Origin of the sequence: Streptomyces spinosisporus (assembly GCF_022698145.1) — a bacterium.
Lineage (GTDB): Bacteria > Actinomycetota > Actinomycetes > Streptomycetales > Streptomycetaceae > Streptomyces > Streptomyces spinosisporus.
The window spans coordinates 527,951-549,116 of the sequence record NZ_JALDAX010000002.1 but is presented as its reverse complement, the minus strand read 5'-3'; the positions used below and the strand labels follow the sequence as shown (position 1 = coordinate 549,116).

Sequence of the window (21,166 nt, the reverse complement as noted above, 5' to 3'; positions counted from 1 at the left end):
CGCCGTCACCACGGCCGCCGCCCTCACCCTCCTCACCGGCTGCGGCGCCGCCGACATGACCAAGCAGTCCTCGCCGTTCGCCAACGCGCAGGGCGCCAAGACCGTGACCCTGTCCGTGCAGTCCTGGGTCGGCGCGCAGTCGAACGTCGCCGTCGCCCAGTACCTGCTGGAGCACAAGCTCGGCTACCGCGTCGACACCGTCCAGGTCGACGAGGTGCCCGCCTGGGACGCCCTCAGCCAGGGCCGGGTCGACGCGATCCTGGAGGACTGGGGCCACCCCGAGCAGGAGCAGCGGTACGTCACCGACAAGAAGACGATCACCCGCGGCGGTGGCCTCGGCGTGACCGGCCACATCGGCTGGTTCGTGCCGACCTACCTGGTCAAGCAGCACCCCGACATCACGAACTGGAAGAACCTGAACAAGTACTCCTCGCTCTTCCGCACCCCGGAGAGCGGCGGCAAGGGCCAGCTGATGGACGGCTCCCCGTCCTACGTCACCAACGACAAGGCCCTGGTGAAGAACCTGAAGCTCGACTACCAGGTCGTCTTCGCCGGTTCCGAGGCCGCGCAGATCACGCAGATGAAGCAGTTCGCCAAGGAGAAGAAGCCCTTCCTGACGTACTGGTACGCGCCGCAGTGGCTGTTCAAGAAGGTCCCCATGACCGAGGTGAAGCTGCCGGCCTACAAGGAGGGCTGCGACGCGGACCCGGCGAAGGTCGCCTGCGCCTATCCGCACACCCCGCTGCAGAAGTACCTCAACTCCGGCTTCGCGAAGAACGGCGGCAAGGCGGCGGCCTTCCTGAAGAAGTTCAAGTGGACGACCGAGGACCAGAACGAGGTCTCCCTGATGATCGCCGACCAGAAGATGACACCCGAGGACGCGGCGAAGAAGTGGGTGGACAGCCACCCGTCCACCTGGAAGGCGTGGCTGTCCTGATCACCGCTGCCCGCGCAGTTCGTCGGTCGTCGCTCGCAGTGCCTGAGCCGACCGGCGCAGCAGCCCCGGTCCGAACGTGATGCGCGTGGCCCCGAGTTCACCGAGTTCGGTGAGCGAGGGGCCCTCGCCGTCCAACCGGGCGTGCATGTTGACCGGCCCCTGGATGCCGGACCGCAGCAGTGGCAGTACGTCCGCCGGGGCGCCGATCGGATAGACGCAGTCGGCGCCGGCGGCGACGTACAACGCGGCCCGCTCGATGGCCCGTTCCGGATCGCCGTCGCCGTGTGCGAAGGTGTCGATCCGGGCGTTCACGAAGAGCAGGTCGCCCGCCGCCGCCCGCACCTCGGCGAGCCAGTCCGCGTGCTGTCGCGGGTCCTTGAGTTCGCCCCCGTGCGAGTCCTCCAGATTGCAGCCCACGGCACCGGTCTCCAGCAGCCGTTCCACCAGCTCCTTGGGCGCCAGCCCGTAGCCGTCCTCGACGTCCGCCGACACCGGTACGTCCACGGCCCGCACGACGCGCGCCACCGCGGCGAACATCTCGTCGGGCGGGGTCGAGCCGTCCTCGTGGCCGAGGGATGCGGCGATCCCGGCGCTGGGCGTCGCGAGTGCGGGGAAGCCGGCCTCGGCGCACACCCGGGCACTGACCGCGTCCCAGGGGCCGGGCAGCACGAGCGGGTCGCCCGGCAGCCGGCCGTGGTGCAGCGCACGGAAGGCCTCCACCTTGCTCATGGTGTGTAACCCCCCGGCGGCACACGGCGGCTGACCATCACCCGGTTCCAGTTGTTGATGGCGACGACCAGGGCGATGAGATGGGCCAACCGCGCCTCGTCGAAGTGCTTGGCGGCCTTCTCGTACACCTCGTCGGGCACGAAGCCGTCCGTCAGCACCGTGATCGCCTCGGTCAGCGCGAGCGCGGCCCGCTCCCGCTCGTCGAAGGCGTCCTCGGCCTCCTCCCAGGCCGCGAGCAGATCCAGCTGCCGCTCGCTCACCCCGAGCCCCCGGGCGACGGCGAGATGCATGTCGAGGCAGAACGCGCAGTGGTTGAGCTGCGAGGCGCGGATCACCACCAGCTCGGCGAGCGCCGGGTCGCCCAGACCCCGCTTGGCGGCGGCGCTGACCGCGGACATCGCCTGCCCCACCGCGCGGTCGAGCACCTGCGTGCGGGCCGTCATGAGAAGTCGCCCGGCTGGTAGTGGCCCGGCACCGCGCGCGTGGTCACGCCGAACCGGTTCCACGCGTTGATCACCGCGATGCAGGCGATCAGCTGCGCCAGCTCGGCCTCCTCGAAGTGCTTGGCGGCCTTCTCGTACACCTCGTCGGGCACGAAGCCGTCCGTCAGCACCGTGACGGCCTCCGTCAGCTCGATCGCGGCGAGCTCCTTCTGCGTGTAGAAGTGCTTCGACTCCTCCCACGCGTTCAGATGCACGATCCGCTGGACGGTCTCGCCCGCCGCCAGCGCGTCCTTGGTGTGCATGTCGAGACAGAAGGCGCAGTGGTTGATCGCGGAGGCGCGCAGCCGCACCAGCTCCACCAGCCGGGGGTCCAGGCCCTGCTTGGACGCCTGCTCGAGGCGGGCCATCGCCTTGTAGACCTCGGGGGCGAGCGCGGCCCAGCGCATCCGGGCCGGCTGCTCGGGGGCGTACTCGGTGACTTCTTCAGTGGTCATGCTCTCGACCCTAGGTTCGGAGCAGCCCAGGGGTATGGTCCATTCCCATGGCGAAAACGTGGGCCACTTTGGGCGTGGACCTGCATCTGGAGCCGACCGGCCCCGGGGTCCGCAGGGGTCTCACCGACGCCCTGCGCGAGGCCGTGCGCACCGGCCGGCTCGCCCCCGGCACCCGGCTGCCCTCCTCCCGGGTCCTCGCCGCCGACCTCGGCATCGCCCGCAACACCGTCGCCGAGGCCTACACCGACCTCGTCGCGGAGGGCTGGCTCACCGCCCGCCAGGGCGCGGGCACCCGGGTGGCGCAGCGGACCGTCGTCCCACCGGCCGAGGCCGCACCCCGCCCCCGCCCGCGCAGCCGCCCCGCCCACAACCTGATCCCCGGCCTTCCGGACCTCGCGACCTTCCCCCGCGCCGAGTGGCTCAAGGCCGCCCGCCGCGCGCTCGCCACCGCCCCCAACCAGGCCTTCGACTACGGCGACCCGCGCGGCCGTGTCGAGCTGCGCACCGCCCTCGCCGGCTACCTCGCCCGCGCCCGCGGCGTACGCACCGACCCCGAACGCATCCTGGTGTGCGCCGGCATCTCGCACGGGCTGCGGATCCTCGGCGCCGTGCTGCGGGCGCGCGGCGCACGGACGGTGGCCGTGGAGTCGTACGGCCTCGATGTGCACTGGAGGCTGCTGGCGGACGCCGGACTCCGCACCGTCCCGCTGCCCTTCGACGAACGGGGCACGGACCCGGGGGAGTTGACCGACCAGGCGGCCGTCCTGCTCACCCCCGCCCACCAGTTCCCGATGGGCGGCACCCTGCACCGCGACCGCCGCGCCGCCGTCGTCGACTGGGCACGCCGCACCGGCGGAGTGGTCGTCGAGGACGACTACGACGGCGAGTTCCGCTACGACCGCCAGCCCGTCGGCGCCCTCCAGGGCCTGGACCCCGACCACGTCGTCTACGCCGGCACGGCCAGCAAGTCCCTCGCCCCCGGCCTCAGGCTGGCCTGGCTGGTGCTGCCGCCGGGGCTGGTCGAGGAGGCGGCGAGGGCGAAGGGCGGCAAGGACATGTGCGGGGTCCTGGACCAGCTGACCCTCGCCGAGTTCATCACCTCCGGCGCCTACGACCGCCACGTGCGCTCCGCCCGGCTGCGCTACCGCCGCCGCCGTGACGCCCTGGTGACCGAACTCGCCCGACGGGCCCCGCAGGTCCACGCCACCGGCATCGCGGCCGGCCTCCACGTGGTGCTCCGCCTGCCGCCCGGCACCGAACAGGCGACGCTCAGGGCGGCCGCCTGGCAGGACCTGGCAGTGCACGCCCTCAACCGCTACCGCCACCCCGATGCCTCCGTCGAGCGGCTGGACGCCCTGGTCGTGGGCTACGGCACCCCACCGGACCACGCCTGGGCAAGCACCCTGGACGCCTTGTGCACGGCCCTGCCGGAGATGCCTGAGCCGTAAACACGGGGCTTCCTTTTTCGCAGGACTTACTCACCTGCGCGCAGCAGACTCAGCAGTTCAGCCCGCCGTATCCGCCCCACCCGCACTCGGCGCCTCCCCGAACCGTGCCAGCGCCAGTGCCCCCGCGACGGCGATCGCGATGCCGGCGACGGCCAGCCAGGTCAGCCCGTCCCGGGTGCGGTCCTCCGACGGAGCCACCCGTGCGCGGCGGCGCGGCCGTCCTCGCCCGTCAGTACTCCGGCCGCTCAGCCCGTGGTATCCGCCCCTCCCGTGCCCGGTGCCTCCCCGAACCGCGCCAGGGCCAGTGCCCCCGCGACGGCGATCGCGAAGCCGGCGACGGCCAGCCAGGCCAGCCCTTCGCGGGTGCGGTCGCCGAGCCAGATCACGCCCACCAGGGCCGGGCCGATCGTCTCGCCGATCACCATCCCTGCCGTCGCCGTGGTGACCGAGCCGCGCTGCAGGGCCGAGGTCAGCAGCAGGAAGGCGGCGCCACCGCCGATGAGCAGGGCGTATGTCGCGGCGTCGGTGAGCAGCTCCGACGGCACGAGCGAGTCGATCAGCCGTACCGACACCTCCACCACCCCGAACCCGACACCGGCGCCCGACCCGAGCACCAGCGCCCGCCCCCGCCCCGACCAGCGCCCGCCCGACAGCCCGAGCAGCAGCACCACGACGGCGATCGCGAGCATCACATACGGCAGGGCCGCCGGGCCCTCGCGGTCCCCCTCGGCCCCGGACGCCAGCCCCAGCATCGCGAGCCCCGCGCACACCACCCCGACCGCACCCCACTCCGTCCCGGTCAGACGCACCTCCAGCAGCCGCGCCGCGACCACTCCGGTCACCGCCAGACTGGAGGCGAGGGCCGCCGCGACCGCGTAGATCGGGATCGACCGCAGGGCGACGATCTGCAACAGGAACCCCAGCCCGTCCAGCGCCAGTCCGGCCACATAGCGCCACTGCCGCACGGCCCGCAGCAGCAGCGCCGCCTCCCCGCCGGCGCCCCCTTCCGCACCCGCCGCCCGCGCCGCGACCGCCTGCAACACCGTCGCGGTGCCGAAACAGACCGCCGCACCAAGGGCGCACACCATGCCAAAGATCACAAAGCGACTGTAGGGGAGGCGCACGACGGGTGGGGGTCCCTCACAGCGCGCTCTCACCGATCCCTAGGCTGACCCAGCCACATCAGCCACATCAGCCGAACCGGCCACCACGGCCGTACCAACGGGGAGACACGGACATGGCGGAAGCATGTCGGCAACTTCGCTCGGGCACGGTCGTGCTCGGCGGCATGGGACTTCTCGCCGCGACCCTCACCGCCTGCTCCTCGGACCCCGACAAGCGCTGCGTGGACCGCGACAGCTACAACCTCGCCAAGGGCTACAAGGTCGTCTCCGACAAGAACTGCACCTCCACCAAGAGCTCCGCCCACGGCGCCTGGTACTACGGCGGCAAGAAGAAGGGCTCCTGGGTCGACGACGGCTCCTTCACCAAGCCCCGCAAGGCGTCCGGCGGTTCGGGCGGCTCCGGCGGGCACGGCGTCTCCCGCGGCGGTTTCGGCGGCGGCAAGGGAAGCTCCGGCGGCTGAGCCCGGACGCGGCACACACCATGCGACGCCACACCATCACCCCTCGCCCCGACTGGCAGCGGACCGTCGAGGAACAGGGCCTCATCTATCCCCTTACCCGCCACCCCGACGACTCACTGCGCCCCTACTGGGACGAGAGCGCCTACTATTCCTTCACCCTCGACGAGGTGGAGGCACTGGAGGAGACCGTCGAGGAACTGCACCGCATGTGCCTCGCGGCCGCGGACCACATCGTCACCGCCGGCCGCTTCGCCGACCTGGGCATCACCGACCCCCGGGTGGCCGACGCGGTCGCCGAGGCCTGGCACCGGCGCGCTGAACTCCCTTCCGTCTACGGCCGTTTCGACCTCCGCTACGACGGCACCGGCCCGGCGAAGCTGCTGGAGTACAACGCCGACACCCCCACCTCCCTGGTCGAGGCCGCCTCCCCCCAGTGGTTCTGGATGGAGGAGCGCTTCCCGGGCGCCGACCAGTGGAACTCCCTCCACGAACGCCTCGTCGTCGCCTGGAAGAAGCAGGCCGCCCTTCTGCCGCCCGGCAGCCCCCTCTACTTCGCGCACTCCTCGGACGACGAACTCGGCGAGGACCTGATGACGGTCGCCTACCTCAAGGAGACCGCCGAGCAGGCCGGCCTGGACACCGACTGGATCTCCATGGAGGAGATCGGCTGGGACTCCCTCTCGGGCCGCTTCGTCGACAACCAACTGCGCTTCATCCGCAGCTGCTTCAAGCTCTACCCCTGGGAGTGGCTCACCACCGACCCCTTCGCCGCCCATGTCCTCGACACCCTCGACAACGGCGGCGGCACGGGGTCGACGCTGTGGATCGAACCCGCCTGGAAGATGCTCCTCAGCAACAAGGCCCTCCTGGCGATCCTCTGGGAACTCCACCCCGGCCACCCCAACCTCCTCCCCGCCCACCTCGACGGCCCCCGCGAGCTGGCCCGCACGAAGGGCTATGTCGCCAAACCGCTGCTCGGCCGCGAGGGCGCCGGAGTGACGGTCCACGAGCCCGGCACCGGCCCGGCGGTCACCCGCGACGAAGCCTGCTGCTACCAGGAGCTGGCCCCCTTGCCCGACTTCGACGGCAACCGCGTCGTCCTCGGCGCATGGGTCGTGGAGGACGAGTCGGCCGGCCTCGGCATCCGCGAGTCCTCCGGCCTCATCACGGACGAGTACGCCTGCTTCCTGCCGTACGTGATCCTCTGACGCCCGCCCCGCACCGCCCCGCTCGCCCCGCCGCGCCCCGCTCGTCCGCGCCCGGCTCGCCCGCGCCCCGCTCGCTCGTCCGCGCCCGGCTCGCCCGCGCCCCGCTCACCCGCCCGCGCCCCGCTCGTCCGCCCTCCCCGCTCCTCGCTCGCATGGTGGACGCCGGACCTCCGGCTTTCGGCGTGGCCGGTAGGCTGACGGGCGGGCCGTGACTGGCGCGCTGGGATGGGACCGACCATCGGGGAGCGGCTCGTGCAGTGAGCGAGTGCCGTGCGCCTGGGCCGACCGTGAACCGTGAACGCTTCAAGCCACGCCACCCGGAGGCCGACGCCATGTCAGAGCAGCAGCCCCTCTCCACCGAGTCCACCGCCTTCCGTGCCGCCCTCGATGTGATCCGTGCCGTCGAGCCGCGGGTCGCCGACGCCATCGGCCAGGAGGTCCACGATCAGCGCGAGATGCTGAAGCTGATCGCCTCCGAGAATTACGCCTCCCCGGCCACCCTCCTCGCGATGGGCAACTGGTTCAGCGACAAGTACGCCGAGGGCACCGTCGGCCGCCGCTTCTACGCCGGCTGCCGCAACGTCGACACCGTGGAGTCCCTCGCCGCCGAGCACGCCAGGGAGCTCTTCGGCGCCCGCCACGCCTATGTCCAGCCGCACTCCGGCATCGACGCCAACCTGGTCGCCTTCTGGGCCGTCCTCGCCCAGCGGGTGGAGGCCCCCGCCCTGGAGAAGGCGGGCGTCCGCCAGGTAAACGAGCTCTCCGAGGCCGACTGGGCGGAGCTGCGCCAGGCCTTCGGCAACCAGCGCATGCTCGGCATGTCCCTGGACGCGGGCGGCCACCTCACCCACGGCTTCCGCCCGAACATCTCCGGCAAGATGTTCGACCAGCGCTCCTACGGCACCGACCTGGCCACGGGCCTCATCGACTACGACGCCCTGCGCGCCCAGGCCCGTGACTTCAAGCCGCTGATCATCGTCGCCGGCTACTCCGCCTACCCCCGTCTGGTGAACTTCCGCATCATGCGCGAGATCGCCGACGAGGTCGGGGCGACGCTGATGGTGGACATGGCGCACTTCGCCGGCCTCGTCGCGGGCAAGGTGCTGACCGGCGACTTCGATCCGGTACCGCACGCCCAGATCGTCACCACCACCACGCACAAGTCGCTGCGCGGCCCGCGCGGCGGCATGGTCCTGTGCGACGACTCCCTCAAGGACCAGGTCGACCGCGGCTGCCCGATGGTCCTCGGCGGTCCGCTCCCGCACGTCATGGCCGCCAAGGCCGTCGCGCTCGCGGAGGCCCGCCGGCCCTCCTTCCAGGACTACGCCCAGCGCATCGTGGACAACTCCCGCGCACTGGCCGAGGGCCTGATGCGCCGGGGCGCCACCCTCGTCACCGGCGGCACCGACAACCACCTCAACCTGATCGACGTCACCACCTCCTACGGCCTCACCGGCCGCCAGGCCGAGGCCGCGCTCCTGGAGTCCGGCATCGTCACCAACCGCAACGCCATCCCGGCCGACCCCAACGGCGCCTGGTACACCTCCGGCATCCGCATCGGCACCCCCGCCCTGACCACGCGCGGTCTGGGCACGGCGGAGATGGACGAGGTGGCGGGCCTGATCGACCGCGTCCTCACCACCGCCGAGCCCGGCACCACCAAGTCGGGCGCCCCCTCCAAGGCCCAGCACGTCCTCGATCCGAAGATCGCGGACGAGATCTCCCGCCGCGCCACCGACCTCGTGGCGGGCTTCCCGCTCTACCCGGAGATCGACCTGGGCTGACACCCTCTCGGTCCGGAGCCTTCGAAGATCTGGAGTTTTCAAGGATCAGGGACTCCCGGGGATCCATGACCGTCAGAGGTCGATGAGTTCCTGTCGTGGCTCCTCCCGCGGCGGTCCGGCTCCGTGCCGGGCCGCCGCGCGGCGTATCAGCAGCGTGCCGCCGATGCCGATCACGAGCCCCACGGCCAGCCCCGGCGCCGCCCACCAGGCCCCTCCCATGTCCCAGCCGGACCCGTCCCGCGCAGCCGCGGCACCCGAGCCCCGGGCCGAAGGGGCGCCGTCACCGGCGCTGTCACCGAGCCCGGCGAGCACCTTGTCCCGCTCCAGCTCGACGAAGATCGAGCGCGGTGCCCGGTGCCAGCGGATGTCGTCGTCCTGGACGTCCGGCGCCGGGTCTGTCCGTATCCAAGGCGTGCCGTCCGCCGCCACCAGCAACTGGTCCTGCCGAACGACCGCCACGTCACCGCCGGGTGCACGGTTCGTCTGCGGCCAGCCGCCCACCCCTGTCAGACCCCAGATCACGGTGAAGTCCACGGGCGGATAGCTGCCCTCGCTCCAGTCCTGCGGCACCCGCTCCGTCCCCATGTACTCCGGCCGCAGCAACTGCCGCAGATGGGCAAAAGCGGGCCGGCCGGAACGCAGCACCATCGTCTGTCCCGTACCGCCCGCGATGATCATCGCGAGGTCCGGGTCGTCCGGAGCCTCCGCCTGCGTCGCGGCCGCTGCTGCCGCCGCAGTCGCTGCCGCCGCGTCGCCCGGCACCCCGCACAGCATCACCGCCGCCACCGCCGACACAAAAACCACCACCCCGCGCCCTGTCCCACATCCCCTCATACGCCCTCTCACGCGTCCCCTCATGCATCCCCTCATACGTCGCGCAGCTCCTGCCCGGGCCCGCTGCTCCGACCCCGCAACCACCTCCACCGGTTCACCGGCCCCTGCGAGGCGAGCGGCCTCAATACCAGCGCCAGCACGGCCCCCGCCGCCACGCCGGGCAGCGTCCACCACCAGTTGGCCCACCACTCGGTGCCCTCGTCAGCCCCGGATGCGCCGACTCGCACAGCGGCCGTGTCCGCGGCAGGGGCCGGAGGAACCGAGGCGCTGCCGGGCTCCTGCGACTCCCAGGGTGCCGGGAAGATCCCGCCGTAGCCGGCATCCGCGTCCTCGCCCATCACACCCAACTTCCCCAGCAGGGCGCGCAGTTGGGCGGGGTGCTCGGCTCGGTGCCAGTAGCCGTTCATGCCGTGGGCCATATCGGCCGCCGTATGGATCCAGACCGGGCCGCGGGAGCCGGAGTAGCCCGGGAAGATCCGGTCCACGCGCCAGGGCGATATGTCGTGTGCCATCCAGGTGGCATTGATCTGCCGCTCGCCTCCCAGCTCCCTTTCCGGGGGCTGGGCCCTGGTGCCCTTGCCCGCGGGGCCGAGCAACTGCTCCAACTCCCCGTACTCCTCGTCCGCGTAGTACAGCGCGGTGGCCTCCGCGCTCTGCGGCGATGTCACCAGCACACTGGTCGGCCCGCCCGCCGAGGCCGACGACGCGCCCCACACCATCAGGGCGAGCAGCACCGCCAACGCCCCGGTCAGTGAGGCCAGTTCACGAGCCCCGCGCCTGCAACCACGCATTCCGTCCCCCTGACAGAAGGTCTCCCGCGGCTCTCCCCGAGCCGCGTGTCACTTCTGGTACACCGCCCACCCCGCCGGGGTTCCCACCGCCGGTGCACTATTTCGGTGCACTGCTTCGGTGACCTATGTCGAGGGCGTCCCCGCCGTCCCGTCGAGCGACTGCGCAATCTCCACGGCACGGCTCTTGGACGTCACCCCCTCCAGCCGGAGCGTCACGCTCCCCTCTCCGGTCTCACGGGTCCACAGCAGCGTCGGCCCGGCGGTGCGCTCCTTGCGGGTGAAGCGGTCCCCGCTCGCGTCGACCAGCCAGAAGCTCAGCAGATGGGGGCGGGGGAACCACAGGGCGAAGTTCGGGTTGCCGTCGGCCGAGGGCTTCCCGGTCAGTGCGAGCCACTCCGGCGGCTCGCGCAGGGTCTTGGAGAAGCCGATGTCGAGCCGGGCCGGGAACTCGTCCAGCCGGACCGTGTGGCCCTTCTCGCGCCAGCACAGGCTCACCAGGAAGCGCTGGTGCGGTTCGCTCGTCACCGCGACCGTGTCCGGGACGCCGAGCGAGCGCGGCACCAGCGGTTCGAACCCGGCCCGCTGCTCCGCCTGCCCGAGCGAGACCGACCTGCCGCAGCCGGGCACCTCGGCTCCCGGCGAGGGCACCGCGGACGGGTCGTACCGCACCTCGACACCGCCGAAGTCGAACCAGTCCAGAACCGCGGCCCGCACCGGGGGCGTGAGCGCGAGCACCGTCAGCAGGCCGCACAGGCACGCGGTCAGCGAACGCCACCGCAGCCGCGTCCAGCGCCGCAGCGCACGCAGCCGCTCATGGGCGCCCCGGGGCTCGGCGACCGGGACGGGCATCCGCTCGGCCAGTATCTGGCCCAGCACGCGCTCGACCATCGTCTCGGAGCCGAGGGGATCACCGGCGCCGTCACCACCGCCCGCCCCGGGCGCATCCAGCGACCGCCCGAGCGACCTCAGCTCCTCCGGCAGCCGGGAGGCATCGCCCGCACGCCCCGGCCGCCGCCACCGCCGGGCCCGGTCGCCGCCTCGGCCGCGCGGCCCCCGGCCACCGGAACCCTCCGGACCCCGGCCGCCCTCACCGTCGTACGCACCGCGTCCCTCACTCACGCTCATCACCCCCTTCCCGAGGTTCGAAGTCCGGCAGGAGCCGGCCCAGCTTGCGCAGGGCGCGGTTGAGGCGGGACTTGACCGTCCCGCGCGGCCAGCCCAGGGCCTGGGCCGTCTCGGACTCGTCCATCTCCAGGAGATAGCGGTAGGTGACGACCAGGCGGTGCTCCTCGCTCAGCTGCTCCAGGGCGGACAGCAGGGCACCGCGGCGCTCCGTCTCCAGCGTCGCCACCGCGGGGTCCGCCGCTTCCGGTATCAGCGGCTCGGCCTGAGCGAGGGCCGCCTCCCGGCCGGCGAGCGTGCGCTGCCGGGCCGCCGTGCGCACTGTGTTCCTCGTCTCATTGGCGACGATCGACAGCAGCCATGGCTTGAAGGACGCGCCGTCGCGGAACCCGCCCAGCGCGCAGTACGCCTTCACGAAGGCCTGCTGCACCACGTCCTCCGCGTCCGCTCCCGCCCCGAGTGCGGCGGCCGCCCTGAGCGCGATGCCCGTGTGGGCCCGCACCAGATCCGCGTACGCCTCCGCCTCCCCGGCGCGTACGCGTGCGATCACCGCGGCCTCATCGACGATGCGGCCCCCCTCCCGCGTTCTCACACCCTTGTTACACCGCAGGAGACGGATCGGTTCCCATCTGTTTCCGACCAGTTCCGGATCGGTCCCCGGTACCTGAGAGAATGGTGAGCATGGCCTCTGACAGTCCCCGCGTGCTCTCCGGAATCCAGCCCACCGCAGGCTCGTTCCACCTCGGCAACTATCTCGGCGCCGTTCGTCAGTGGGTGGCCCTGCAGGAGTCGCACGACGCGTTCTACATGGTCGTCGACCTGCACGCGATCACCCTTCCGCAGGACCCGGCACAGCTGCGCGCCAACACCCGGCTCGCCGCCGCCCAGCTCCTCGCGGCCGGTCTGGACCCCGAGCGCTGCACGCTGTTCGTCCAGAGCCATGTTCCCGAGCACGCCCAGCTGGCCTGGGTGATGAACTGCCTCACCGGCTTCGGCGAGGCCTCCCGCATGACCCAGTTCAAGGACAAGTCGGCCCGGCAGGGCGCCGACCGCGCGAGCGTCGGTCTGTTCACCTACCCGATCCTCCAGGTCGCGGACATCCTGCTGTACCAGGCGAACGAGGTCCCGGTCGGCGAGGACCAGCGCCAGCACGTCGAGCTGACCCGCGACCTCGCCACGCGCTTCAACGGCCGCTTCGGCGAGACCTTCACGATCCCGAAGCCGTACATCCTCAAGGAGACGGCGAAGATCTACGACCTGCAGGACCCGTCGATCAAGATGAGCAAGTCGGCCTCGACGCCCAAGGGTCTGATCAACCTCCTCGACGAGCCCAAGGCCACCGCGAAGAAGGTCAGGAGCGCGGTCACCGACACCGACACCGTCATCCGCTACGACGCCGACAAGAAGCCCGGCGTCAGCAATCTGCTCACCATCTACTCGACCCTCACCGGCAGGCCGATCGCCGAGCTGGAGCGTGACTACGAGGGCAAGATGTACGGCGCGCTCAAGACGGACCTCGCCGACGTCATGGTCGAGTTCGTGACGCCCTTCCGGGAGCGCACCCAGCAGTATCTCGACGATCCCGAGACGCTGGACGCGATCCTGGCCAAGGGCGCGGAGAAGGCGCGCGCCGTCGCCTCCGAGACCCTCGCGCAGGCCTACGACCGGGTGGGCTTCCTGCCCGCCAAGCACTGACCCGGCCGCCGCACGGACGTACCGGCACAGACGTACCACTGGCAGAGCGCTGCACATCACTCCGGTTGCGCCTGCCCGCAGCACAGCCGTGGCCGTACAGTCGATAGCCGACGGCTCAGAACAAATCCGTCACGACGACAGGAGACGACGTGGGGACCGTAACGATCGGCGTGTCGATCGCGGTCCCGGAGCCTTACGGCAGCCTGCTCCAACAGCTGCGCACGGGCTTCGGTGACTCCGCGGCCCACGGCATCCCCACGCACATCACGCTGCTGCCGCCGACGGAGATCGACGGCGGTGACCTGGTGGCGGTCGAGGAGCATCTGACCGAGGTCGCCGCGGCCGGCCGGCCGTTCCCCATGCGGCTGTCCGGGACCGGCACCTTCCGGCCGCTGTCACCCGTCGTCTTCGTGCGGGTCGACGAGGGCGCCGAGGTGTGCACCTGGCTGCAGAAGCAGGTCCGCGACGCCTCCGGCCCCGTGCCGCGCGAACTGCAGTTCCCGTACCACCCGCACGTCACGGTCGCGCACGGCATCGACGAGGAGTCGATGGACCGCGCCTTCGAGGAGCTCGCCGACTACGAGGCCGAGTGGTCGTGCACCGGTTTCGCGCTGTACGAGCAGGGCCCCGACGGGGTCTGGCGCAAGCTGCGCGAGTACCCCTTCGGAAGCTCGGTGGTGCCGCCCCAGGGTGGTCATGTACGGGGCAGCATCCCCAGCCGCTGACGGGATCCCCGCCGCCGCCCGCGTCCGCCCTCCGGGCCGTAGGCTAGACCGCGAGCCGCCGCAGCACTGCCCGCGGCAGATGCCGTAGCACCGACATCACCACGCGCAGTGAGCCCGGCACCCACACGGTCTCCGAGCCTCGCCGCAGCCCCAGTTCGATGGCCGTGGCGACCGCCTCCGGGGTGGTCGCGAGCCGCGCCTGCGGACGTTGCGCGGTCGGCTTCGAGCGGACGAACCCGGGGCGTACGACCATGACATGCGCACCCGTGCCGTGCAGTGCGTCGCCCAGGCCCTGCGCGAAGGTGTCCAGGCCCGCCTTGCTGGAGCCGTAGATGAAGTTGCTGCGGCGGGCCCGTTCGCCGGCCGCGGAGGAGAGCACCACCAGCGAGCCGTGGCCCTGCGCCTGCAGCGCGCAGGCGCTCACCAGGGCCGCCGACACCGCACCCGTGTAGTTGGTCTGCGCGACGCGCACCGCGGCGGCCGGCTCCCGCTCGTCGCGCGCCTGGTTGCCGAGGACGCCGAAGGCCAGCAGCACCATGTCGACGTCGCCCTCCGCGAAGACCTTGCCGAGGACCGTCTCGTGGGAGTCCGGGGCGAGCGCGTCGAAGGCGACGGTGTGCACGTCGGCGCCCAGGCCGCGCAGCTGCTGTGCGGACCGCTCCAGGGCGGGCGAGGGGCGTCCCGCGAGCCACACCGTGCGCGTGCGGCGGGCGATGAGACGGCGGGCGGTGGCGAGCGCGATCTCGGACGTACCGCCGAGGACGAGCAGGGACTGGGGGAGGCCGGAGGTGTCCTTCACGACAGCAGCTCCTAGGTGTCTGGAGGGCGGGGCGGCAGGACAGGTCGCTGGAATGCCGTGACCGTATCGTCCCGGTATGGGGGATCGGCACCGACACCCTTGTTCACCCACGGCGGCATCGCAGTCCCGTCCATTCGGGGTACTCGCACATGGGGCTTCCAGGGCGAGGGGAGAGTCGGATCATGGACTGGCTGAAGAAGCTCCCCGTCGTCGGCCCGCTGGTGGCACGCCTGATGCTCACGCACGCGTGGCGGTCGTACGGCCGTCTGGACCGGGTGAAGTGGACCCGGCTCGCCGCCGCGATGACGTTCACCAGCTTCGTCGCGCTCTTCCCGCTGCTCACCGTGGCGGCCGCGATCGCCGCCGCCACGCTCAGCGAGGAGCAGCAGAAGGACCTCCAGGACAAGATCGCCGAGCAGGTGCCCGGCATCTCCGACCAGCTCGACATCCAGAGCCTGGTCGACAACGCCGGCACCATCGGCCTCATCGCGGGCGCCGTCCTGCTGTTCACCGGTATCGGCTGGGCCGGCTCGATGCGGGACTGTCTGCGGGCGGTGTGGGAGCTGCCCGACGAGGAGGAGAACCCGGTCCTGCGCAAGGCCAAGGATCTGGGCATCCTCGTCGGTCTCGGCGGCGCCGTCCTGGTCACCATCGCCGCCTCCACCGTCGCTTCCGCGATGGTCGGCTGGATCACCGAGCGGATCGGCATCGACAAGGACGGCTGGGGCGGCGTCCTGCTGTACGTCGTCGCGTTCGCCGTCGCCGTCTTCGCCGACTTCCTGCTGCTCCTGGTCGTGCTGACCCTGCTGCCCGGCGTCGAGCCGCCGCGCCGCCGGCTGGTGGTCGCCGCGCTGGTCGGCGCGATCGGCTTCGAGCTGCTGAAGGCGCTGCTGAGCGGCTATCTGCAGGGGGTCGCCGCGAAGAGCATGTACGGCGCGTTCGGCGTGCCGGTGGCGCTGCTGCTGTGGATCAACTTCACCTCGAAGCTGGTCCTGTTCTGCGCCGCGTGGACGGCGACGCAGAGCGAGGAGCAGGAGGAGGTCACGGACGGGTCCGGCGACGTACCAGATCCGGCAGCGGCCAGCGGCGGTTGACCAGGAACGTGGCCGCGGCCAGCAGCACCAGCACGCCACCCGCTATGGCGAGGGCCACCCCCATGCCGCCGGAGCCGCCCCGGGCGGCGTCGCTCGCCACCGGCTTGCCGGACGGGTCACCGGCACCGCCCGCCTGGCCCGACGCCCCCGGCTGGGCACTGGCCTGCGCGCTCTTCGGCGCCACCAGTGCACCCACGGGTGTCGCCTTGCCGGCCGCCTTGAAGCCCCAGTCGAGCAGCTTGGCGGCCTCCTTGTAGACCTCGTTGTGGTCGTTCTTCTCCGGGTGCATCACGGTGACCAGCAGCACCCGGCCGTCCCGTTCGGCGACGCCCGTGAAGGTCGCGCCCGCGTTGGTCGTGTTGCCGTTCTTGACGCCCGCGATGCCCTGGTAGACGGGGGTGTCGTAGTCGCCGCTCAGCAGCCGGTTGGTGTTCTGGATCTCGAAGGACTCACGGACCGTCCTGCCGGCGTTCTTGCCCTTCTTGGCCTTCTTCGTCTCGCCGGGGAACTTGGCGCGCACGGTCGAGCAGTACTCGCGGAAGTCCTTCTTCTGCAGCCCGGAGCGGGCGAACAGCGTCAGGTCGTACGCCGAGGAGACCTGCTTGGGGGCGTCGTAGCCGTCGGGCGTGACGACGTTCGTGTCGAGGGCCTGGAGCTCCTCGGCGTGCTCGTTCATCTCCTTGACGGTGTTGCCGACGCCGTCGTTCATGGCCGACAGCACATGGACGGCGTCGTTGCCGGAGCGCAGGAAGACTCCGAGCCACAGGTCGTGGACCGTGTAGGTCTCGCCCTCCTTTATGCCGACCATGCTGGAGCCGACGCCCATGCCGGCCAGGTCGGAGGGGACGACCTTGTGCTTCTCGGTCTTCGGGAACTTCGGCAGCACCGTGTCCGCGAACAGCATCTTCATCGTGCTCGCCGGAGGCAGCCGCCAGTGCGCGTTGTGCGCGGCGAGTACCTCGCCCGACTCGGCGTCCGAGACGATCCAGGAGCGGGCGGTGATGTCCTTGGGCAGCACCGGGGCGCCGCTGCCGAGATCCACCTGGGTGCCCGGCTGCCCGAGACGGGCACCGCCCACGCCCGACATCTTCGCCGGGGGAGTGGCCGACGGGCTCGTGGACGGGCTCGGCGCCGCGAGGGCGGCCGGCGCGGTCAGGGCGAGCGAGGACAGGGCGGCGGAGGTGACCAGCAGGGATCGCCTGATGGTCTTCTTGGGAGCGGGCACGGACGGAAACGTACATGCAGTTCGGCGTGAAGTCCCGCCTCCCACCCCACCCCGGACGCCGAACGGGAGGGGCGGCGGCGATACTGAACGTATGAAGCTCAGTCGCCCCGTCTCCTGGTTCCTGCTCGCCTTCGGGGTGTGGAGCTGGATCATCTGGGTCACTTTCGTCAAGAACCTGGTCAAGGACGGCAGCGGCCTCGCGTTCGACGACGGTCACCCGACGGCCTATTTCTGGGTGCATCTGACGCTCGCTGTCGTCTCCTTCGTATTGGGGACGGTCATCGGGGGCATCGGGTTGCGTGGGCTGCGCGCATTGCGCCAGACCTCATAGCGCGCGATGGTCGTCCTCTACGTCCTGATCGCCCTGCTCGTGCTCGGCGTGCTCGTCACCGCCAACTGGTACCTGTGGCGCCGTCTGTTCCGTGACACGACCGCACGGCCGGGCCCGGTGCGCCGGGCGGGCGCCGCGGTCATCGCGGGCGGCTGGGTGCTGGCCGTCGGGGCCCTCGTCGCCGAGCGCGCCGGCGCACCCTTCTGGCTCCAGCAGGTCCTCGCCTGGCCGGGCTTCCTGTGGCTCGCCCTGTCGATCTACCTGCTGCTGGCCGTCGTGGCGGGCGAGATCGTACGGCCGCTGGTGCTCCGTGTGCTTGCCCGCCGGAAGCAAGCTGCTGCGGACGGACGACAGGAGCAGCCCGAGCCGGAGCCCGAGGCGGAACCGGTGCACGAGCCCGGGCCAGGGCCGAAGTCCGCGCCCGTCCCGCAGCCCTCGCGTCGTCTCTTCGTCTCCCGGGTCGTCGCGGGCGTGGGGGCCGCTGCCGCCGTCGGGACCGTCGGCTACGGCACCTACGGCGTGCTGCGCGGCCCGCGCGTGAAGCGGGTGACCGTGCCGCTGGCCAAACTCCCGCGCGAGGCGCACGGTTACCGCATCGCGGTGGTCAGCGACATCCATCTGGGCCCGATCCTCGGCCGGAGCTTCACACAGAAGGTCGTCGACACGATCAACTCCACCCGGCCGGACATCGTCGCGGTCGTCGGGGACCTGGTGGACGGCAGCGTGCGGGACCTCGGCCCGGCGGCGGCCCCGCTGACCCGGCTGGAGGCGCCCTCCTACTTCGTCACCGGCAACCACGAGTACTTCTCCGGCGCCGAGCAGTGGGTCGAGGAAGTACGGCGGCTCGGGCTGCGCCCGCTGGAGAACGCCCGCACCGAACTGCCGTGGTTCGACCTGGCCGGCGTCAACGACGTCGCCGGCGAGAGCGAGGGCCACGGCCCCGACTTCGGCAGGGCGCTCGGCGACCGGGACACGGCACGCGCGTGCGTGCTCCTCGCCCACCAGCCGGTCCAGATCCACGACGCCGTCCGGCACGGCGTCGACCTCCAGCTCTCCGGCCACACCCACGGCGGCCAGCTCTGGCCGGGCAGCCTGATCGCCGAGGCCGCGAACCCGACCGTCGCGGGCCTGGAGCGCTACGGCGACACACAGCTCTACGTCAGCCGGGGCGCGGGCGCCTGGGGGCCGCCCACGCGCGTGGGCGCACCGTCGGACATCACGGTGATCGAACTGGCGTCGACCCGGGCGTGACCCACCTCACCCCAAGTCCGGCCTGAACGCGCGGCGTTGACACGCACCACAGTGACGTCGCAGGCTCACCCGACGCAGCACGATGTGACGGAGGTGCGCGTGGGGTGAGGAGAAGACGTGTTGAGACGCAACTCCTTCCGGCTGCCCCGGCATCCGGCATCCGTCGGTCTGGCCCGGCACCGGGTGCGGGACCATCTGGCCGACTGGGGGCATCCGCCGGACGATCCGGCGCTGGCCGACGCGGTCCTGCTGGTCTCCGAGCTCGCGACCAACGTCGTACGCCACGGGCCGCTGCTGGAGCGGGAGTTCGAGGTGGCGGTGACCGCGCTGGGGGACGGGTCCTGTCTCATCGAGGTGTCGGACGAGGGGCAGCTGGAGCCACGCCTGCGCATCGTCGGCGACGCGGACGAGGCCGGCCGCGGCCTGCACCTGGTGGAGAGCGTCTCGGCGGCCTGGGGGGTGTGGAGCAGAGGGCGGCACGGCAAGACGGTGTGGGCGCTCGTCGCTCCGCTGACGGCGCAGTGACGGCTAATGGTGCCCCCGGGTGGGCAGCGTGACCGTCACCCGCAGGCCCTCGCCCGGCGCCGTCGTCACCGTCACCTCACCGCCGTGAGCGTCCACCACCCCCTGCACGATCGCCAGGCCCAGACCGCTGCCCGCGCCCCCGCCGGCCCGGAAGAAGCGGTCGAAGACCCGTGCCGCGTCCTCCTCGCGCAACCCCGGACCCTGGTCCGCGACACACAGGCGTACGTGCCCGTTCTCGCGTTCCAGCTCCAGCCGTACGGGGACGTCCGCGGGTGTGTGGGTGCGGACGTTGCCCACGAGGTTGCCGAGCACCTTCCTCAGGCCCGACTCGTCGGCCCGCACCAGCAGGGCGCCGTCGGCCCCCACCGTGATGGGCCGCTCCGGCTGCTGCGCCCGCAGGTCCTCGGCCGCGTCCCGCACCAGGCGGCTCAAATCGACGTTGCGCAGGCGCAGTTCGGGCTGCTGGTCCAGGCGGGCCAGGGTGAGCAGCTCGTCCACCAGCCGCCCCATGCGGTCCGTCTCCGCCAGCACCCGCTCCCAGGCACGCTTGCGCTCGTCCGGGTCGTTGAGCATGCCCTTGTCGTAGAGCTGGAGATAGCCGCGGATCGCGGACAGCGGGGTGCGCAGCTCGTGCGAGGCGTCGGCGACGAAGCGGCGCAGCTGGGCCGCGCTGTGCTCGCGCGTGCGGTACGCCGACTCGACCTGGTGCAGCATGGAGTTCAGGGCCAGGCGCAGCTGCTCGACCTCCTGTGTGGGATGGGTGCTGGAGGGGACGCGCAGGGTCAGGTCGCCCTCGGCGATCGCCGACGACGTCTCGACCATGTCCTCCAGCGGCAGCATCTTGCGGCGCACGCTGAACAGCGTGACGCAGGCCAGCAGCACGAGCAGCAGACCGCCGACGGTGAAGTCGAGCTTGAGGGCCTTGCCCATGCCGTTGTGCAGGGCCTCGGTGGAGGTGCCCATCAGCACATAGGTGCCGTCGGACAGCTGGACGGCGGTGACGCGGTACGGGGTGTCGTGCACCTTCACGTCGTGCGGATCGGCGTCCCGGGACAGTGCCGCGGCGTCGCCGACCGCGCGGGCCAGTCCGGTCTGCGCCTCGGTGGGATCGACCCCCAGGATGCCGACCGCGTTGCCCCGGCCGTCGACCGCCGCGTAGATCGTGTCCGGATCCGACCGCTGCTGGTCCTTGGCGTCCGGGACCACTCGGTCACGGACGAAGGACAGGGCGCTGAGCGAGTCGATCTGCCGGATCGTGAGCTGCGAACCGCTCAGCGAGTCACGCATCTTGGTGAGCTGCGAGTCGACCTGGTCGAGCAGGTAGTACCGCATGCCCATCAGGCTGATCGCGGTGGTCGCCACGATGCCGAGGGCGAGCAGCGCCACATTGGTCAGGGTCAGCTTGGCGCGCAGCGAGTGGACGCCGCGTCCGCAGTTCAGCCAGCGGATCTTCATGCCAGCCCGTATCCCACACCGCGCCGGGTGGTGATCACCGGCGGGCCGAGCGCCTCCAGCTTGCGCCGCAGATAGCTGATGTAGGTCTCCACGACGGTCGACTCGGGCGGGGTGTGCTCGTACTGCCAGACATGGCGCAGGAGTTGCTCCTTGGGCACGATCCGGCCGCCGTTGCGCACCAGGAAGCGCAGCAGGGCGTACTCGGTGGGGGTGAGCTCGACGCTGCGGCCCGCGCGGTGGACGCTGTACGTCGTCTCGTCCAGCTCCAGGTCGCCGTAGGTCAGCGGGGGCCGCTGCGGCAGGACGTCCGTGGGGCGGGTGCGGCGCAGCACCGCCGTGATCCGCGCGACCACCTCGTCGATGTTGAACGGCTTGGTGATGTAGTCGTCGCCGAAGCCGAGCGCGCCGACGATCTCGGCGGGCGAGTCGCGCGCGGTGAGGAAGACGAGCGCCAGATCGGGCTGCCTCTCGCGCAGTTCGCGGCCCAGTGCCCGTCCGTCGCCGTCCGGGAGCATGACGTCGAGCAGGGCGGCGTCGGCCCGGGTGCGTTCGATGAGCGCGAGGGCCTCGCGGACGCTGCCCGCGATCATGACCTCGAACCGGTGGAAGCGCAGGGCGATGGCGAGGACGTCCGCGATGCTCGGCTCGTCCTCCACCACCAGCACGGTGCCTGGAGCGGTCGTCATGCCCC

At 71.6% G+C, this 21,166-nt stretch carries 24 protein-coding genes and 1 riboswitch; of the genes, 11 read left to right on the top strand and 13 right to left on the bottom strand.

Features of this window, described 5'->3' with window-relative positions:
* Positions 1-55: 55 nt before the first annotated feature.
* Positions 56-937 (top strand): ABC transporter substrate-binding protein, encoded by an 882-nt coding sequence (locus MQN93_RS07715; RefSeq protein WP_234024445.1) that lies wholly within the window; start codon positions 56-58, stop codon positions 935-937.
* On the opposite strand, the gene MQN93_RS07710 is transcribed toward MQN93_RS07715, so the two are convergent.
* From MQN93_RS07710 to MQN93_RS07700, 3 genes are read right to left on the bottom strand one after another with little or no spacing between them, the layout of a single operon-like run.
* Positions 938-1,666: an isocitrate lyase/PEP mutase family protein gene (locus tag MQN93_RS07710; RefSeq protein ID WP_242708863.1), complete on the bottom strand. Its 729-nt coding sequence runs from the start codon at positions 1,664-1,666 to the stop codon at positions 938-940.
* Complete coding sequence (locus tag MQN93_RS07705; RefSeq protein ID WP_242708862.1) at positions 1,663-2,109, bottom strand: carboxymuconolactone decarboxylase family protein; 447 nt, start codon at positions 2,107-2,109, stop codon at positions 1,663-1,665. Before MQN93_RS07705 ends, MQN93_RS07710 begins: the two co-directional genes overlap by 4 nt.
* Entirely contained in the window at positions 2,106-2,603 is a 498-nt protein-coding gene (locus tag MQN93_RS07700) for a carboxymuconolactone decarboxylase family protein (RefSeq protein ID WP_016434744.1), read from the bottom strand. Before MQN93_RS07700 ends, MQN93_RS07705 begins: the two co-directional genes overlap by 4 nt.
* 47 nt (positions 2,604-2,650) lie before the next feature.
* Here MQN93_RS07700 and pdxR point away from each other — a divergent pair, with 47 nt between their 5' ends.
* Positions 2,651-4,051, top strand: a complete 1,401-nt coding sequence (gene pdxR / locus MQN93_RS07695) for a MocR-like pyridoxine biosynthesis transcription factor PdxR (protein WP_242708861.1) — start codon at positions 2,651-2,653, stop codon at positions 4,049-4,051.
* 57 nt (positions 4,052-4,108) lie between these two features.
* Here the strand turns inward: pdxR and MQN93_RS07690 are convergent, their stop codons facing one another.
* Complete coding sequence (locus MQN93_RS07690) at positions 4,109-4,249, bottom strand: hypothetical protein (RefSeq protein ID WP_242708860.1); 141 nt, start codon at positions 4,247-4,249, stop codon at positions 4,109-4,111.
* A 47-nt stretch (positions 4,250-4,296) separates the two neighbouring features.
* A complete protein-coding gene (locus MQN93_RS07685) occupies positions 4,297-5,139 on the bottom strand; it encodes a DMT family protein (RefSeq protein ID WP_242708942.1) in 843 nt (280 codons plus the stop codon).
* A 149-nt stretch (positions 5,140-5,288) separates the two neighbouring features.
* On the opposite strand from MQN93_RS07685, the gene MQN93_RS07680 reads away from it, so the two are divergent.
* The 3 genes from MQN93_RS07680 (at position 5,289) to MQN93_RS07670 (ending at position 8,628) form a co-directional block, all read left to right on the top strand.
* Positions 5,289-5,636 (top strand): hypothetical protein, encoded by a 348-nt coding sequence (locus MQN93_RS07680; protein WP_242708859.1) that lies wholly within the window; start codon positions 5,289-5,291, stop codon positions 5,634-5,636.
* Positions 5,637-5,656: 20 nt separating this feature from the next.
* The gene (locus MQN93_RS07675) at positions 5,657-6,844 is read left to right on the top strand and encodes a glutathionylspermidine synthase family protein (protein WP_242708858.1); all 1,188 of its coding nucleotides are present in this window, start codon (positions 5,657-5,659) and stop codon (positions 6,842-6,844) included.
* A 198-nt stretch (positions 6,845-7,042) separates the two neighbouring features.
* Positions 7,043-7,133, top strand: a riboswitch (ZMP/ZTP riboswitch).
* A gap of 43 nt (positions 7,134-7,176) precedes the next feature.
* Entirely contained in the window at positions 7,177-8,628 is a 1,452-nt protein-coding gene (locus MQN93_RS07670) for a glycine hydroxymethyltransferase (RefSeq protein ID WP_242708857.1), read from the top strand.
* A 72-nt stretch (positions 8,629-8,700) separates the two neighbouring features.
* On the opposite strand, the gene MQN93_RS07665 is transcribed toward MQN93_RS07670, so the two are convergent.
* The 4 genes from MQN93_RS07665 to MQN93_RS07650 all read right to left on the bottom strand — a co-directional run bounded on the left by MQN93_RS07665 (position 8,701) and on the right by MQN93_RS07650 (position 11,967).
* Positions 8,701-9,402: a hypothetical protein gene (locus tag MQN93_RS07665; RefSeq protein ID WP_242708941.1), complete on the bottom strand. Its 702-nt coding sequence runs from the start codon at positions 9,400-9,402 to the stop codon at positions 8,701-8,703.
* 92 nt (positions 9,403-9,494) lie between these two features.
* A complete protein-coding gene (locus MQN93_RS07660; RefSeq protein WP_242708856.1) occupies positions 9,495-10,253 on the bottom strand; it encodes a hypothetical protein in 759 nt (252 codons plus the stop codon).
* 123 nt (positions 10,254-10,376) lie between these two features.
* Positions 10,377-11,378, bottom strand: a complete 1,002-nt coding sequence (locus MQN93_RS07655) for a hypothetical protein (protein WP_242708855.1) — start codon at positions 11,376-11,378, stop codon at positions 10,377-10,379.
* Entirely contained in the window at positions 11,365-11,967 is a 603-nt protein-coding gene (locus tag MQN93_RS07650) for an RNA polymerase sigma factor (protein WP_242708854.1), read from the bottom strand. Before MQN93_RS07650 ends, MQN93_RS07655 begins: the two co-directional genes overlap by 14 nt.
* An 89-nt stretch (positions 11,968-12,056) precedes the next feature.
* Between MQN93_RS07650 and trpS the strand changes: the two genes are divergently transcribed.
* Positions 12,057-13,070, top strand: coding sequence for a tryptophan--tRNA ligase (gene trpS, locus MQN93_RS07645; RefSeq protein ID WP_016434754.1), 1,014 nt, complete (start codon positions 12,057-12,059; stop codon positions 13,068-13,070).
* 149 nt (positions 13,071-13,219) lie between these two features.
* Positions 13,220-13,795, top strand: a complete 576-nt coding sequence (locus MQN93_RS07640; protein WP_242708853.1) for a 2'-5' RNA ligase family protein — start codon at positions 13,220-13,222, stop codon at positions 13,793-13,795.
* A gap of 43 nt (positions 13,796-13,838) precedes the next feature.
* On the opposite strand, the gene dprE2 is transcribed toward MQN93_RS07640, so the two are convergent.
* Positions 13,839-14,594, bottom strand: a complete 756-nt coding sequence (gene dprE2, locus MQN93_RS07635) for a decaprenylphospho-beta-D-erythro-pentofuranosid-2-ulose 2-reductase (RefSeq protein WP_242708852.1) — start codon at positions 14,592-14,594, stop codon at positions 13,839-13,841.
* Positions 14,595-14,776: 182 nt separating this feature from the next.
* Here dprE2 and MQN93_RS07630 point away from each other — a divergent pair, with 182 nt between their 5' ends.
* A complete protein-coding gene (locus MQN93_RS07630; RefSeq protein ID WP_242708851.1) occupies positions 14,777-15,688 on the top strand; it encodes a YihY/virulence factor BrkB family protein in 912 nt (303 codons plus the stop codon).
* Here the strand turns inward: MQN93_RS07630 and MQN93_RS07625 are convergent.
* Positions 15,636-16,913 carry a D-alanyl-D-alanine carboxypeptidase family protein gene (locus MQN93_RS07625; RefSeq protein ID WP_372504306.1) on the bottom strand — a complete coding sequence of 426 codons (1,278 nt, stop codon included), beginning with the start codon at positions 16,911-16,913 and terminating at the stop codon, positions 15,636-15,638. The genes MQN93_RS07630 and MQN93_RS07625 overlap by 53 nt on opposite strands.
* Positions 16,914-17,004: 91 nt before the next feature.
* Here MQN93_RS07625 and MQN93_RS07620 point away from each other — a divergent pair, with 91 nt between their 5' ends.
* The 3 genes from MQN93_RS07620 to MQN93_RS07610 all read left to right on the top strand — a co-directional run bounded on the left by MQN93_RS07620 (position 17,005) and on the right by MQN93_RS07610 (position 19,020).
* On the top strand, positions 17,005-17,244 hold the full coding sequence (locus MQN93_RS07620; RefSeq protein WP_242708849.1) for an SCO4848 family membrane protein: 240 nt from the start codon (positions 17,005-17,007) through the stop codon (positions 17,242-17,244).
* A 6-nt stretch (positions 17,245-17,250) separates the two neighbouring features.
* Positions 17,251-18,495: a metallophosphoesterase gene (locus MQN93_RS07615; RefSeq protein ID WP_242708848.1), complete on the top strand. Its 1,245-nt coding sequence runs from the start codon at positions 17,251-17,253 to the stop codon at positions 18,493-18,495.
* A gap of 117 nt (positions 18,496-18,612) precedes the next feature.
* Complete coding sequence (locus tag MQN93_RS07610; protein WP_016434774.1) at positions 18,613-19,020, top strand: ATP-binding protein; 408 nt, start codon at positions 18,613-18,615, stop codon at positions 19,018-19,020.
* A 3-nt stretch (positions 19,021-19,023) separates the two neighbouring features.
* Here the strand turns inward: MQN93_RS07610 and MQN93_RS07605 are convergent, their stop codons facing one another.
* Together MQN93_RS07605 and MQN93_RS07600 are read right to left on the bottom strand one after the other, a co-directional pair.
* Positions 19,024-20,475 carry a sensor histidine kinase gene (locus MQN93_RS07605; protein WP_242708847.1) on the bottom strand — a complete coding sequence of 484 codons (1,452 nt, stop codon included), beginning with the start codon at positions 20,473-20,475 and terminating at the stop codon, positions 19,024-19,026.
* Positions 20,472-21,161, bottom strand: coding sequence for a response regulator transcription factor (locus tag MQN93_RS07600; protein ID WP_016434776.1), 690 nt, complete (start codon positions 21,159-21,161; stop codon positions 20,472-20,474). The genes MQN93_RS07605 and MQN93_RS07600 overlap by 4 nt, the downstream gene beginning before the upstream one ends.
* Positions 21,162-21,166: the final 5 nt, after the last annotated feature.

Coding starts and splice junctions, on each gene's coding strand:
- MQN93_RS07710 (WP_242708863.1), bottom strand. CDS start 1,666: ATGAGCAAGGTGGAGGCCTTCCGTGCGCTGCACCACGGCCGGCTGCCG.
- MQN93_RS07700 (WP_016434744.1), bottom strand. CDS start 2,603: ATGACCACTGAAGAAGTCACCGAGTACGCCCCCGAGCAGCCGGCCCGG.
- MQN93_RS07685 (WP_242708942.1), bottom strand. CDS start 5,139: ATGGTGTGCGCCCTTGGTGCGGCGGTCTGTTTCGGCACCGCGACGGTG.
- MQN93_RS07665 (WP_242708941.1), bottom strand. CDS start 9,402: ATGCTGTGCGGGGTGCCGGGCGACGCGGCGGCAGCGACTGCGGCGGCA.
- MQN93_RS07620 (WP_242708849.1), top strand. CDS start 17,005: ATGAAGCTCAGTCGCCCCGTCTCCTGGTTCCTGCTCGCCTTCGGGGTG.
- MQN93_RS07715 (WP_234024445.1), top strand. CDS start 56: ATGACCAAGCAGTCCTCGCCGTTCGCCAACGCGCAGGGCGCCAAGACC.
- MQN93_RS07660 (WP_242708856.1), bottom strand. CDS start 10,253: ATGCGTGGTTGCAGGCGCGGGGCTCGTGAACTGGCCTCACTGACCGGG.
- pdxR (WP_242708861.1), top strand. CDS start 2,651: ATGGCGAAAACGTGGGCCACTTTGGGCGTGGACCTGCATCTGGAGCCG.
- MQN93_RS07600 (WP_016434776.1), bottom strand. CDS start 21,161: ATGACGACCGCTCCAGGCACCGTGCTGGTGGTGGAGGACGAGCCGAGC.
- MQN93_RS07605 (WP_242708847.1), bottom strand. CDS start 20,475: ATGAAGATCCGCTGGCTGAACTGCGGACGCGGCGTCCACTCGCTGCGC.
- MQN93_RS07680 (WP_242708859.1), top strand. CDS start 5,289: ATGGCGGAAGCATGTCGGCAACTTCGCTCGGGCACGGTCGTGCTCGGC.
- MQN93_RS07670 (WP_242708857.1), top strand. CDS start 7,177: ATGTCAGAGCAGCAGCCCCTCTCCACCGAGTCCACCGCCTTCCGTGCC.
- MQN93_RS07615 (WP_242708848.1), top strand. CDS start 17,251: ATGGTCGTCCTCTACGTCCTGATCGCCCTGCTCGTGCTCGGCGTGCTC.
- MQN93_RS07655 (WP_242708855.1), bottom strand. CDS start 11,378: ATGAGCGTGAGTGAGGGACGCGGTGCGTACGACGGTGAGGGCGGCCGG.
- MQN93_RS07705 (WP_242708862.1), bottom strand. CDS start 2,109: ATGACGGCCCGCACGCAGGTGCTCGACCGCGCGGTGGGGCAGGCGATG.
- MQN93_RS07630 (WP_242708851.1), top strand. CDS start 14,777: ATGGACTGGCTGAAGAAGCTCCCCGTCGTCGGCCCGCTGGTGGCACGC.
- MQN93_RS07675 (WP_242708858.1), top strand. CDS start 5,657: ATGCGACGCCACACCATCACCCCTCGCCCCGACTGGCAGCGGACCGTC.
- trpS (WP_016434754.1), top strand. CDS start 12,057: ATGGCCTCTGACAGTCCCCGCGTGCTCTCCGGAATCCAGCCCACCGCA.